At 38.5% G+C, this 13,391-nt stretch carries 9 protein-coding genes, 5 tRNA genes and 2 pseudogenes; 2 read left to right on the top strand and 14 right to left on the bottom strand.

The annotated features are described in order from the left end of the window. Positions 1 to 191 precede the first annotated feature (191 nt). Positions 192 to 1,220, top strand: coding sequence for an aromatic acid exporter family protein (locus GJS40_RS00120; RefSeq protein WP_270895199.1), 1,029 nt, complete (start codon positions 192 to 194; stop codon positions 1,218 to 1,220). 96 nt (positions 1,221 to 1,316) lie between these two features. Here the strand turns inward: GJS40_RS00120 and GJS40_RS00115 are convergent. The 9 genes and pseudogenes from GJS40_RS00115 to GJS40_RS00075 form a co-directional block, all read right to left on the bottom strand. Further along, positions 1,317 to 1,392: transfer RNA gene (locus tag GJS40_RS00115), tRNA-Ala, on the bottom strand. Between the two features lie 23 nt (positions 1,393 to 1,415). After that, positions 1,416 to 1,489, bottom strand: a tRNA-Gly gene (locus GJS40_RS00110). Positions 1,490 to 1,497: 8 nt separating this feature from the next. After that, a tRNA-Lys gene (locus tag GJS40_RS00105) sits at positions 1,498 to 1,573 on the bottom strand. Between the two features lie 13 nt (positions 1,574 to 1,586). Continuing rightward, positions 1,587 to 1,672: transfer RNA gene (locus GJS40_RS00100), tRNA-Tyr, on the bottom strand. Positions 1,673 to 1,764: 92 nt separating this feature from the next. Further along, positions 1,765 to 1,839: transfer RNA gene (locus GJS40_RS00095), tRNA-Glu, on the bottom strand. A gap of 284 nt (positions 1,840 to 2,123) precedes the next feature. Then, positions 2,124 to 2,624 (bottom strand): annotated as a pseudogene (locus GJS40_RS00090) (SulP family inorganic anion transporter). Positions 2,625 to 2,776: 152 nt separating this feature from the next. Further along, complete coding sequence (locus GJS40_RS00085) at positions 2,777 to 5,458, bottom strand: YhgE/Pip domain-containing protein (RefSeq protein WP_270895198.1); 2,682 nt, start codon at positions 5,456 to 5,458, stop codon at positions 2,777 to 2,779. 84 nt (positions 5,459 to 5,542) lie between these two features. Further along, on the bottom strand, positions 5,543 to 6,121 hold the full coding sequence (locus GJS40_RS00080; RefSeq protein ID WP_270895196.1) for a TetR/AcrR family transcriptional regulator: 579 nt from the start codon (positions 6,119 to 6,121) through the stop codon (positions 5,543 to 5,545). Between the two features lie 256 nt (positions 6,122 to 6,377). Then, positions 6,378 to 6,674, bottom strand: a complete 297-nt coding sequence (locus tag GJS40_RS00075; RefSeq protein WP_270895194.1) for a hypothetical protein — start codon at positions 6,672 to 6,674, stop codon at positions 6,378 to 6,380. A gap of 1,101 nt (positions 6,675 to 7,775) precedes the next feature. Between GJS40_RS00075 and ltrA the strand changes: the two genes are divergently transcribed. Further along, positions 7,776 to 9,575 carry a group II intron reverse transcriptase/maturase gene (ltrA, locus tag GJS40_RS00070; protein ID WP_270895192.1) on the top strand — a complete coding sequence of 600 codons (1,800 nt, stop codon included), beginning with the start codon at positions 7,776 to 7,778 and terminating at the stop codon, positions 9,573 to 9,575. Positions 9,576 to 9,671: 96 nt separating this feature from the next. On the opposite strand, the gene GJS40_RS00065 is transcribed toward ltrA, so the two are convergent. The 5 genes and pseudogenes from GJS40_RS00065 to GJS40_RS00045 all read right to left on the bottom strand — a co-directional run. After that, on the bottom strand, positions 9,672 to 10,040 hold the full coding sequence (locus tag GJS40_RS00065; RefSeq protein ID WP_270895191.1) for a transposase family protein: 369 nt from the start codon (positions 10,038 to 10,040) through the stop codon (positions 9,672 to 9,674). Positions 10,041 to 10,154: 114 nt separating this feature from the next. After that, positions 10,155 to 10,472 carry a TSUP family transporter gene (locus GJS40_RS00060; RefSeq protein WP_270895190.1) on the bottom strand — a complete coding sequence of 106 codons (318 nt, stop codon included), beginning with the start codon at positions 10,470 to 10,472 and terminating at the stop codon, positions 10,155 to 10,157. A 257-nt stretch (positions 10,473 to 10,729) separates the two neighbouring features. After that, entirely contained in the window at positions 10,730 to 12,334 is a 1,605-nt protein-coding gene (locus GJS40_RS00055) for a long-chain fatty acid--CoA ligase (RefSeq protein WP_270895188.1), read from the bottom strand. Positions 12,335 to 12,349: 15 nt separating this feature from the next. After that, positions 12,350 to 12,993: pseudogene (locus GJS40_RS00050) on the bottom strand (acyl-CoA dehydrogenase family protein); the annotation flags it as partial. Between the two features lie 67 nt (positions 12,994 to 13,060). Then, a partial coding sequence (locus GJS40_RS00045; RefSeq protein WP_270895186.1) for an RNA-guided endonuclease TnpB family protein occupies positions 13,061 to 13,391 on the bottom strand: 331 nt, incomplete at its 5' end.

Genomic DNA, 13,391 nt, shown 5'->3' with positions numbered 1-13,391 from the left:
AGCCATTTCCATGGCGTTTCAGACATCCACTAACAAGTCGTCTATTTCCTTCATTTGTTACTCTTTTTTGAAAAAATTATCCACAACGAATGGAATGTTCATCAAACGTTTGATTCATCGTTTATTTGCTCTCTTATTCATCATGACTTATATTAAAAAGGGAATACATCGTGCTAATGTGAGGAATAAAAATGAGAAAATTTCAAGTTGCGGGTGGTCGAGTACTCAAAACTGGAGTTGCTATTTTTCTTACAGCAACAATATGTGAATTGATTGGATGGCCGCCAGTATTTGCGGTGATCACAGCCATTGTCACCATAGAACCAACTGTATCAGATTCCATTAAAAAAGGAATCGTGCGCTTCCCTGCCTCCGCGATTGGTTCTTTTTATGCTGTGTTATTTATTTCATTATTTGGACATTCCCCATTAACTTATACGTTAGCGGCGATTCTTACCATTATTACTTGTTACCGCCTTCATTTGCACGCGGGGCTACTAGTTGCCACCTTAACATCGGTCGCCATGGTCGAAGTCATCCATGACAATTACATGATTGCTTTTTTTATTCGACTGGGAACTACAACAATTGGTCTTCTCGTATCAACAGTTGTGAATATGTTTATTCTTCCACCTAATTACACAAAAGAGATTGTCCAAAATATCCGACGCCTATCCAAACATACTGGAAAAGCAGTAGAAAAGGTGTTTCGCGGCATTTTGAGAGAACAAAAAGAAGATCATCATGAAGAAAAAGTTTTACTGGAGCAACTAGATAAAACGATCCAACAAACAGAAACATTTTTACGCTTCCAAAAAGATGAAAGCAAATTTCATCCTTTAATCAAAAGCAAAAAGCAATCCCTTGATAAAATGGATCAGCAACTCAGCCATTTACGTCTCATCCATTACCACCTTAATAACGTTGTCAATACTCCACTGGAAACAATCACTTGGACAGCGACTGAACGAGAAAAAATTTTCGAGGCTGTTGAACAAATCGCCTCTTCTCTGCAAACAGAAAGCGATGTGGAATCGATGGCGCACAACGAAAAGATAACGGAACTGATGGATTTGTTTTGGGAAGGAGACGAAGAAATGATGACTAATCAAGAGCGCTTTCCGACGCATTTTCCTCCCGAACTTATTATTTTATACGAACTCGTTTCCATCTATCAGCAAGTAACCTCGTTCTTTGAATTATCCTCTTCGTCAAGGTGAAGAGGAGGAAAGAAGCACTTAACTAATGTTTATGAAAGAAAAAACCGCCTATAACTTTAAAAAAGTTACGAGGCGGTTGGTCACTTGATGGATGATTGGTGGAGCCTAGCGGGATCGAACCGCTGACCTCCTGCGTGCAAAGCAGGCGCTCTCCCAGCTGAGCTAAGGCCCCTTCTCTATGTACAGAAAATAAAATGGAGCGGGTGATGGGAATCGAACCCACGACATCAGCTTGGAAGGCTGAGGTTTTACCACTAAACTACACCCGCAGAAAAAATGGTGAGCCATGGAGGATTCGAACCTCCGACCCTCTGATTAAAAGTCAGATGCTCTGCCAACTGAGCTAATGGCTCATCATATCATTCATGGTGGAGGGGGACGGACTCGAACCGCCGAACCCAAAGGGAGCAGATTTACAGTCTGCCGCGTTTGGCCAACTTCGCTACCCCTCCCCTTGCTAACGTCGTAGCGATCTATACAAAAATCAACACTTAAATATTATACGTGAATGTAAAAAGAATGTCAATAAATATAACAAAATAAATGGTGACCCGTAGGGGATTCGAACCCCTGTTACCGCCGTGAAAGGGCGGTGTCTTAACCACTTGACCAACGGGCCACTTGATTATCTCCTTTACTGACATTTGACATTATACATGATTATCCGTCATTGTGCAAGCAGATTTTTGCAAATGTGTGCGTCAAGTTTTTCTCGAGATGGTTAATGCGATTTTTGTACACCTTCATCGAATGTATCATTTGATTAATAATCCCTTAAAATAATCGCCCCAAGCACCAATCAGTCATTGCCTACAATAAGCGAAATGAAAGAGAACTCATTCAAACACCCCGTACTTTGTTTTTGGATCAAGTACTCATCTGCCTTCCGTTCCTTGGCTAACATCATTTTATACCGATAAGGGTATTTCGCCAAGTGTGTTTTTTCTTTTTATTGATTATCGCTGACCGCAGGTATCTCCGTTGACAGAAATCAATAAAGAATAAGAGAGTCAGAATGATCAGTACTGCTGTAATAATGGAAGCAAGCGGCGTTCTTGCCCCTGATTCGTAATTTACTACAGAGCGGGAAAATCCTCCGGTCACCGGATAGACTGAAAAGAAAGATCCCCCTATATTGGCAAGTCCCAGACCAACCAGCTCTTTATTCGGTTCAATCTTGTATTTTTCTTTAGCGGCTATTGCTTTTCCCATGGCAATAGATTCCATGAAACCAACAAATGATATGGTTCAAGCAATCGGCAGCAATGCAATGACTGCATTCATGCTGAACGTCGGGATGGAAAGCACCGGCAACCCTTGAGGAACCTCCCCTACAATAGACAGGCCAAACTTTTCCAAATTGAATTGTGAAACAAGCAGAATACTTACTGCCACCACGATAATGGGACCCGGTAATTGTTAAAAAATTATAAAGTTTAACTGAAAAGTTGATTCGAGGAAGCTCAAATTTTTCACGCTTAAATACAAATGAAACTAACGCATGCATTAATGCGTTAGTTTCACTAAGCGTATAACACCTTTTATTCACCAATTTTCTAATCAATGAGCCTGCTTGACTTGGATTTTTGGTACGATTTTTCAATTTTGTCTGATAGAATTGGTTTTAACAGTACACCAACAATAAAAGCAAAGAACCAAAATACAACAAGCAAACCGATATTTTTCCATACAAGCCATGGAATTACACCACCAATCGCCTCCCTTAACAGGTCTATAGCATATGTGAACGGCATAAATGGGTGAATTGCCTGAAAGAATGGTGGTGCCACATCGATCGGGAAGGTTCCGCCGCTACTTGATAATTGAAGGACAAGCAGCACAATCGCCAATGCTTTTCCTATATTCCCCAGGATCGATACAAGGGTATAAACGATAGTCATAAAGATGACTGCAATAATAACGGAAAATATAACGAGTAAAAAAGGGTGAGCAGCATAAATGCCAAGTAAATGTAAATTACCAGTACTGACAATTACCCCCTGCAATACCCCTACAATCAAAAATAAAATCATTTTACCAAAATAAATTTGCCTTAAAGTGTAACCTTCCCTCCTGTCTGCCGGATGAAGATTGGTTGTCAATAAATTGGATAACAATAATGCCCCAACCCAAATACTTAGAACAGTGTAGAAAGGTGCATTGGCTGAACCGTAATTCGGTATATGAAATAACTTTTCTTCTTTTAAATCAACTGGACTGGCAAAAAAATCACTTTCTTCTTCCAAGTCATTTCGCAGGACAGATATTAATTCGGCAATCCGGTCCTCTTCTTCCATTTCTCTTAATTGATCTGCCGTATCATAAATTGCTTCTTCAAATTCCGGAAGATACGTACGACTAAAGTCATTTATTTCACTTAATGATGCTTTTACTTCCGGTACTTTTTCCTTTAAAATTCCTGCCAATTTCACATACTTCTGCTCCGCATCCGGAAGGTCATTTTCTATGATCCCCGCCATATGATTCACACGGCTTTCTATTAGAGGCAAATCTTCTTTTATAAATCTTGCAGACGTTTCTATTATATGGATAACTTTTGGAAAACCATTCTGTATCTTTTGTTCAAGTTGAGCCACCCTGTCTTCCACATCAGGTAACGTATTCAGTAATTCCTGCAATATCTCCTCACCTGTCATTGTCACTTCTTCTGCCTGGTCAAGCATTTCACCTATAGTATCCAGCTCATGATAGGCATTTTCGACGTCAGCTTTCGAATGAGTTAAATCATTTAATAACATTGCATAAGCATTTTTCACACTATCTGCCCATTCATTTTTTAACAAGCTTGCAATATGATTGGAAGATGCTTCTACTTCCTGTGCTTTTTGGCGGACTTCCTCTACTTTTTTCATATCCAGCTCTTCTTCTTGTTCCAGTAGCTCCAGGAGATGATCCATTTCCTGCTGAAGTGATTTCAACACATTCTGCAGCGTAGTCAGTTGATTAATCATTGTAGGAATGTTGTCATCCTGCGTAGCTTCATATAGCATGGTATACAGTTTAATCGTGTTATCTATGACATCCATACTGGATAATAATTGTTCATTTACATGCCTTAAAACTTCCTCCACCTCATCAGTGGATTCCACATCGTCTATTAAAGCGAGGGTTTGATCAACTGTGGATGCCGACTGATGAATAAAATAAAGCTGCTGCAGGATGATATCACTCACTGAATCTATAGAATCTTCCACTTCTCTGGAAAATTCCTGAAGAAATTCCACATATTCCTCTGCAGCACCTCTTTTATCAATCAAAACCGGAACAGTTTCTTGTAAATCAATAATTGTGGCTTGTGCAGATTGGGCTTGCATCAATGCCCACTCCAGGCGGTCGGCAACATCGGAAAAGCTTTCTCCAAGGCCATTTACATTTTCAATGGCCTGCTCCAGCTCCGGAATAGTTTGCTCGAGCTTTAAAACTTCTTCACCCAACTGATTAATATAAGGAAATTGTTCATCCAGGCGCAATATTAATTCAGCACTACTATGAATTGCAGGAAAATATTCTTCTAATCCTAAAAATTGCTCAATACTGCTGTCAATTTTTCCCCAGTTTTCCTCCACCTCAATTAAAATTTCGGCAAAACTGTTTATTTCCGGGAAACGTTTCTCCAGTTCATAAACAACCTGCTTAATCTTCCGCATCGTCGGAAGTTCTTCTTCCAGCCGGATGCCTAACCTATTAAATTCTTTAAATAGAGCTTTCGATGTTTCTTCTATAAACTGCTCATTTATTTCAGTTACAATTGCTGTAGCTCCGGCAGAAGTCATCTTGGGAGCAATAGCATTTACCTTTTCATTTACCTGATACAAAACTTCCGGTTTAAGAGGCTCTCCTCCATTTATTACCTGGGTCAAATCCTCCGAAAATGTACGATTAATGTAAATGGCCGCATAGTAATCACCATGCTTAACTCCATCCTCTGCCTCTTGTCTTGAACTTATTTCCCAACCCAACTCCTCATTGTCCTCCAGATTTTTGACCAGTTGTTTGCCAATATTAATATACTCTCCTTCTACTTCCGCACCTTCATCTTCATTCACTACAGCAATTTGTATTCCTTCTGTATTCGCATAAGGATCCCAGGCAGAACCCAAATTAAACCACGCATATAACGCAGGTAATACAGCCAGACCGAGGAGGAGGATACCTACAAAAGGCACCCTGCGTATATTTTTTAAATCCTGCTTAAAGATACTCCAAACATTTTTCATAACATCATCCATCCATACATCTAAAAATATCCATATGACTAAAATAGTATTTTGGTCGATTGCACAAAAAATAATAAGGTAACTTTATTCTTCGCTACCTATTCCATGAATAAAATATAAATTAATTAGAGATGCGATCTCGTCTTTATCCAAAGAGTCATAACGTTCTTTCCAATCATTAACCAAGTTAATGTACATTTTATACATTAGAAAAGCGGTGATTTTCGGATTACATTCCTTTAACTCTCCACGCTCTATTGCCAAATTAATTTTCATCTCAATAAATGCACAAATTTCGTTTTCAAAATCCTGCAGTGCTTCTATTACTTCAGGTGTGCCAATTTCCTTTACTTCCTGTGACAATTTAATAATCAGTTCATGTTCTTCCTGAAATTGGGTAACAGCATGCAAAACTGCATTAAAATTTGCAACAAAATCATCACCGGTGGTAACAGCTTCTGTTGCTATTTTTCTCATTTCGACAGCCATTTTATGAATGATTACCTTTAGTAATTCTTCTTTTGTGGAAAAGTAAGTGTAAATGGTTCCTTTACCGACTTTGGCTATTTTTGCGACCTGATCCATGGTAGTCGCTTTATATCCAAAATGACTAAACGATTTTATTGCTGCATTTATAATATTAACTTTTTTATCACTAATCACTGGTTGGGTCTCCTCCATAATTGACCATAAAACGAAAGCGGTCATTCGTCCTTCAATTATCTTAACACGATATGAAACATGAATCAATACAATAAGTTTATGAGCAGCTGTAAAGAGTAAATTTTATTAAATCTCTTCCAATCAATAAAAAAGGTTGAGTCAATGAAAGAATATAAATAACTGCATTAGAATATCTGCAATCTGTGTTAGAAGGTAGTGATTCTTCATCGCTACATAATGGCGACTACTGGCATGTTCAATGTGATACCGAATATTTTTTTTGACGATTAAAGCCCTGGTTTTCAATCTTCCAACGACTTCGCCCCGCATGAATTAGTTTACGTGCATTTCGATTTGTTACCTTGATATTTGTGATAAATGTAAAAGTCTTTTTCTCCTGATTTTTAACGAAGTGATATTCAAGTATGTTCAATGTTCTTTGATTATACGCAATATCGTTCACCCAGCATATGTCTTCTGATAGATTTTCCATCGCCTTAATCTCTTGAAATTCTTTGGCAACGCTTTTGATTTTACCTTCTTTAAATCGCATCATGTACTTCCACCCGTACTTATCGCATTCGCAGGCATAAAGACTATCTCTTAGGATGCATATGGGTAATCTCTTAAATGCTTGTTTTTGGCCAACCGATAAAATGCTTTTAGTTCACAATCTTGTTTAGATACATCCTCCGATTCGTTTTCAATAAACTCGGAAGCTATACTTAGGACCATGTCACCTACTACCAGTTTGGCTTCAAGTACATGATGCATGTATACAGTCTTTTTCTCACCAGTTGCTTTATCGGTATATTCCGTCTTAAGCAATGGTCGCAATGCTTTTGTTGAAAACTAAAAAGCCCTGTCCCATCAATGATGATTCCCCAGTACTTCCCGTTTATCCGGTACCGATCAAAACATCTTTTGGCAAGCAATTGTTTGATCGTGCGACTTGTTTCACGATAAGTGGATAACCCACGAAACGTGAGGGTTACAAATGTAACCTAACTTTACTCTCGATAGATGGAATGATAGGTACAGGTCACCTTGAAACATCTACACTGATACTCCTCGGTGCGTGGAACGTTGTTAGACGGGAAGGGTGCTAAGCGAGGCAAAGTCGGCTGAAGGTTATCTAAGTATGGCTTACACAGGATATAGGGTAACTGATAGGTCGGGTGGCTATAAAATATCTATGGTGAGAATGTCCAAACTAGGACTGACGAATTTCCGAACGTACGGGTCTAAAGCAATGATGTACTCGAAAGATACATTCATGCAAAACGCATGGTAAGTTAACGATAAGTAAAAATGATCGATATGAAAATCGTATACCAGACAATGTTGGTAATCCTATGCAGGATAACTTACAGGCTCATAGGAAACACCTAAGGATATATGCACAGCTAGAGAGTAAGGAACAAGGGAAGCAAGGAACATCCATTAAGAGCTAACACTCGGATGGTTGATATAAGGGCAACACCGAAGTTCATTTATCCTTGTGAAAGTAGGGTCACGACCGTTGAAACTCTTGTAATGAGAGCGGAGGAACAGGCCCAAGTCTATTTTACGAGTAAAACAGATTTTCTAAATAGTGAATTGCAAAGGTCGGGTAAGACGATGGGAATATCACAAGAAAGGTAGTGATACCATCATGCAAACAAACCTGAGATATTGGGAATATTATAACATGACAGATACCTTTACGGACTTATACGAAAAGTCAAAAGAAGGAAAATCTTTTGATAGATTATATGACATAATCACATCAAGAGAAAATATCCTACTAGCTTTTCGCACGATTAAGTCTAATAAAGGTTCAAAAACAGAAGGCACAGATGGCAAAACAATAGAGGATATCAAATCCATGAAAGATGAAGAAATAGTTAACGAAGTAAGACGTATTCTTAAAAACTATCAACCTAAAAAAGTAAGACGTGTCTTTATTCCTAAACCTAATGGCGATAAACGCCCACTAGGTATTCCAAGTATAATAGATAGAATTATCCAACAATGCTTCAAACAAGTGCTTGAACCTATTGCAGAAGCTAAATTTTATAATCATAGCTACGGTTTTAGACCACTAAGGTCTACACACCATGCAATAGCAAGAACACAACATTTAATTAACCGTGCAAATCTACACTATGTTGTAGATATTGATATTAAAGGATTCTTCGATAATATCAATCACACACGATTAATTAAACAACTTTGGAATATAGGAATACAGGACAGACAAGTCTTGAAAATCATATCTAAAATGCTCAAGGCAGAAATTGAAGGTGAAGGCGTTCCTAATAAAGGAACACCACAAGGCGGTATTCTCTCCCCCCTATTATCGAACATTGTTCTAAATGACCTAGACCAATGGATAGCAGGACAGTGGGAAAATTTCAAAACGGAATACAAATATGCACATAATGGTAAGAAAATCAGAGCAATCAAGAAAACCAACCTCAAAGAAGGATACATTGTCCGCTATGCAGATGACTTCAAAATCATGTGCAGAGATTGGAAAACAGCCCAGAAATGGTATCATGCGGTGCGTTTGTATCTAAAAGACCGCCTAAAATTAGACATCTCACCTGAAAAATCACAAATTGTAAACCTCAGAAAGAGAAAATCTGAATTTCTAGGTTTTACAATATGGGCAGAAAAGAAAAAGAAGAAACACGTTGCACAAACGGGTGTGATAGATAAAAAGAAACAAGAAATTAAACAAAAATATAAAGAATATGTCAAAAGAATAAGGAATTCCCCAACAGTACAAAACGTTAGACTATTTAACAGTTTTGTGCTAGGGGTACACAACTATTTCAAGAAATCTACCACGGTAAACATAGAATTCTCACGAATTGCCTATGCCCTTTCAAAATTCACGTATAACCGTCTAAAACAAATAGGTAAATATGAAATACCAAAAGAACCTTCTGAAGTATATAAGAAGTTCTACAGAAATTCATACAGGACACATAAGGTGGCGGGAATCTATTTATTTCCTATCGCCGATATTAAAACGTCCAATAATATGAATTTCTCGCAAGAACTTACACCGTATACAATAGAGGGTCGGGCTAAAATTCATAAAGGATTAAAGCCAGACGTAGCATATGAAATTAACAGGCTCATGCAATTCAATATACCCGATCGAACGACCGAGTATATGGATAACCGTATCAGTAGATACAGCATGAAAAATGGTAAATGCGAAATCACGGGGGTATTTCTACCTGCTGAACTCGTACACTGTCACCATTATAAACCTGTTAGCTTAGGAGGAACAGACGAATTTAGAAATCTGAGAATCCTACGCAAAGAAATTCATATGCTAATACATGCTACAAGACAAGACACAATACAAGGCTTAATCAACTACCTACAAATAACGGACGGTCAGTTAAAGAAAATCAACCAATATCGAAAAGTTTGTAACTTAGAACTTATCGGTTAGAAAGTAAAATAGATGGAACGCCGTATGAGCTGAAAGGTTCACGTACGGTGTGGAGCAGGGGAAAAGGTGGAGATAACCTCAAAGCCTTACCTATTGCTATATGTACGTTCGGATTTTTTCCAGTTCTGTTGGTTCCAGTCTGGATAAAAAGTCATTAATAGTATCGTAATGTGGCAGCTCTTTCAGCTCACTGCATCCCACTATCTTTTGGAAATTATGGATACACTCGTCTTTATTAAATTGATCTGTCATACTCCGCATACTTTTTAAATCAAAGGCATTTTTTAAAATGGTCATCATAAGTAGGATATCACTATTATAGGTAACATAGCTTTGATGCCTTGGATCATTTATTCCATTAAGTTTATCATCTAAATTTTTAAAGAAGTGTTTTCTGACTTTTTCCAGCTCGAAAAAATAATTTGTATCTTTTTCACATTCTCTTTTTTCTTTTCTTGTCACCATATTTAAAACTCCCCAAAATATACTAATTTAGCTGTTTAACATAACCATATTATCCCTATTTCGTATCTTTTGGGATATACTTTGTAGAAAATTATCACGAAGAATTTTTACTCTTCAGCGCTGAATCAATACTTTCTTCAGAACGTCCATTTCACCAAAGTTATGTAAAATAAAATAAGCGCCAATTCTTCCAACAATGGCAGCACTTAATAAGTAAGCGAGTTTACGCATTTCGATATGTTTACGTACTTTCACAAAAATCATTATCGCTGTCACTAATGCAAGAGAGATGACTAAAAGCGTACTATCTTTTAAAGTAAACATGAACGGTAAAAACGCCATGGAAAATAGCCCGAAACCAAATCCACTTGCACCTTGTAAGAAACTTCCAATAAATAAAACAAATGCAATAAACAATAATTCAAGCACCACGATGACGACGACCTTTCTATCATATCTTTCATATCGAAAACAAGGCTGAAAAGGTGTAACTCAGAGCAAGTAAAACACTTCCACATCAATAATCGTGCTGGAAGTGTTTTACTTAGGAGAGGTAAAGCAGTTCTATATTAAAAATTGCGTTGTTGAAAGGGTTTAACTTGATACAAGAGAGTATCTCCAGGTTGTTCCTTTGTACAAGTGGTGGAAAGTATGATTCCTCTTGAATGAAAACGAGCTACTCCATTTCTTTATTGGTAATAGTCTTTCAACTGATCGCGTAATGCGCGCTTTAAAAATTTCCCAACAGACGTTTTTGGTATTTCTTCCATAAAGAGAATATCATCTGGTAACATCCAGTTGGCAAAGCGGGCTTTGAGAAAATCATATAATTCTTCTTTCGTTATCTTCTCATCCGGATTCTTCAACACGACACAAGCAAGGGGTCTTTCTTGCCATTTTGGATGTGGAATAGCGACAACTGCTGCTTCAAAAATAGCGTCGTGAGCCATCAGTGCATTCTCTAAATCGACGGAAGAAATCCATTCCCCACCGCTCTTAATTAAATCTTTCGTACGATCCACAAGTTTAATAAATCCTTCTTCATCCATGGTAGCGACGTCTCCCGTATGGAGCCAACCATTGTGGAATGCTTCCTTTGATCGCTCATCTTTATAGTATTTATCCGCAATCCATGGTCCACGGATTAAGAGCTCACCCATGTCCTCCCCGTCACGTTTCACTTCTCCTTTATCATTCACAACTTTCACTTCCAATCCTGGTACGACAATGCCTTGTTTCGCTCTAATTTCAAGTTTTTCACTAGGAGGAATAGATTGTTGATAGCTTTTCAATGAGGAGACAGTGACAAGTGGGCTCGTTTCCGTCATCCCGTATGCATGTAAGAACGGAACATCATATTTTTCTTCAAACGCCTCGATTAAAAAGTCTGGTGCTGCTGAACCACCACATACGACCGCTCTTAAACTACTAATGTCATAGGATGTTTCTTCCAGCTCTTTTAGAAGACCGAGCCAAATCGTCGGAACACCTGCAGTGAGCGTCACTTTCTCTTTTTCAATCAATTCTGCTAGCACTTTCGGATTGAACTGTGGACCAGGGAAAACTTGCGTTGTTCCAAACCATGTAGAAGCAAACGGAAGTCCCCAAGCATTCACGTGGAACATTGGGACAACAGGCATTGCACGGTCTTTTTCTGAGACTGCCATGGAATCAGCAAGGCCGAGAGCCATACTGTGTAGTACTGTCGACCGATGGGTATAGAGCACTCCTTTTGGATTTCCCGTCGTCGCTGAAGTATAGCAAAGTCCTGCCGGGTCGTTTTCATCTGAAACAGGCTCAAAGCTGAAAAAATCGTCCTTACCTTGCAGCAGTTCTTCATAAGAATAGATAGGGGAGAGCGATGTATTTGGAAGTGCCCCGTCTCCCATGATAATAAATGCTTTGACTGTCGGGATGTCGTCTTTGATTTTTTCAATGAGAGGAAGTAAATCTTCATCGATGAGCAGCACTTTATCCTCCGCATGGTTAATGATATACGTTAAATGTTCAGCTGACAGGCGAATATTAATCGTATGGAGGACAGCGTTAATCCCTGGAATAGCAAAATAAGCCTCCAAATGGCGATGGTGATTCCAAGCAAAAGTGCCCACTCGCTCTCCTTTCGCCACTCCAAGTTCTTTTAAAGCGTGAGCTAGCTGTCTCGTTCGTCTACCTATCTCTTCGTATGTCAAACGATGAATTTTTTTCTGTGTTCGAGAGACAATTTCTTTTTTTGGAAAATACTTCTCTGCTCGTTCTAGCATACTTCCAATTGATAATTGCACATTCATCATAGGAAATTCCCCCTTTTAAAGTCCAATTTTTTTAGAAATAATTGTTTTCATAATTTCATTGGAGCCAGCGTAAATGGTAGATACAGGAATATCCCTAAATCTTCTTGCAATTTCATATTCTTCCATATACCCGTATCCACCGAATAGCTTCATACATTCTGCCACAGCTTTTTTTGTTAAATCCGTAAGCCACCATTTTGCCATGGACACTTCTTTCACAACATCTTCCCCATTCATATGGCGATAAATCACTTGATCTAAAAAAGCTTTTCCTATTTCTACTTCTGTTTCGAGTTCCACTAACGTAAATTCCGTATTTCTTTTACATAATCTTTCGTCAGCTCTACTACCCGACGAGCAGACACTTCCGTAGCAATCGCCACGATGAGGCGCTCTTGTTGCAACTGTTCCATTAAATAATAAAAACCTCGTCCTTCTTCTCCAAGTAAATTATCAACAGGTACTTTTGCGTCTTCAAAAAAGAGTTCTGCGGTATCTTGACTATGAAGACAGACTTTATTTAATTTTTCGCCTCTTTTAAACCCTGGCGTATCTCGCTCTACGACAAGGAGACTTATTCCTCTATGAGCAGGGCTCGCAGATGGATCGGTTTTACACACAACAACGACCAAATCGCTGTGAATACCATTTGTATTGAACTACTCCCACTTTCGCTTCGCTTAGAAGTGGGAGATTCCTACGAACTTCGCTCTATCGAGCGAATATTTAGTAGGCTATCCCCGTAGTTCCTACGGTTAATCGCAAGGCTTCCTTGCGAAGATTTAAACTTGCGTTAATATCTCGGTCATGATGGGTATGACAATTTGGACATTCCCATTCACGCAATGCAAGATTTTTAACGTCTTTGTTTTTGTAGCCACAGCACGAACAAAGCTGACTGGATGGAAAATTTTTCGCTACGGTGACAACTTGCTTTCCGTACCATTTCGCTTTGTATTCCAACATCGTTCTAAATTGTGACCAAGATACTTCACTAATAGCTTTGGCTAATTTATGGTTTTTCAACATATTACTTACTTGCAAATCTTCTATACCG

Source organism: Aliibacillus thermotolerans, assembly GCF_027853235.1.
Taxonomy (GTDB): domain Bacteria; phylum Bacillota; class Bacilli; order Bacillales; family Marinococcaceae; genus Aliibacillus; species Aliibacillus thermotolerans.
Note: the sequence above shows the minus strand (reverse complement) of the source record. Positions and strands in the feature narration are given on the sequence as shown.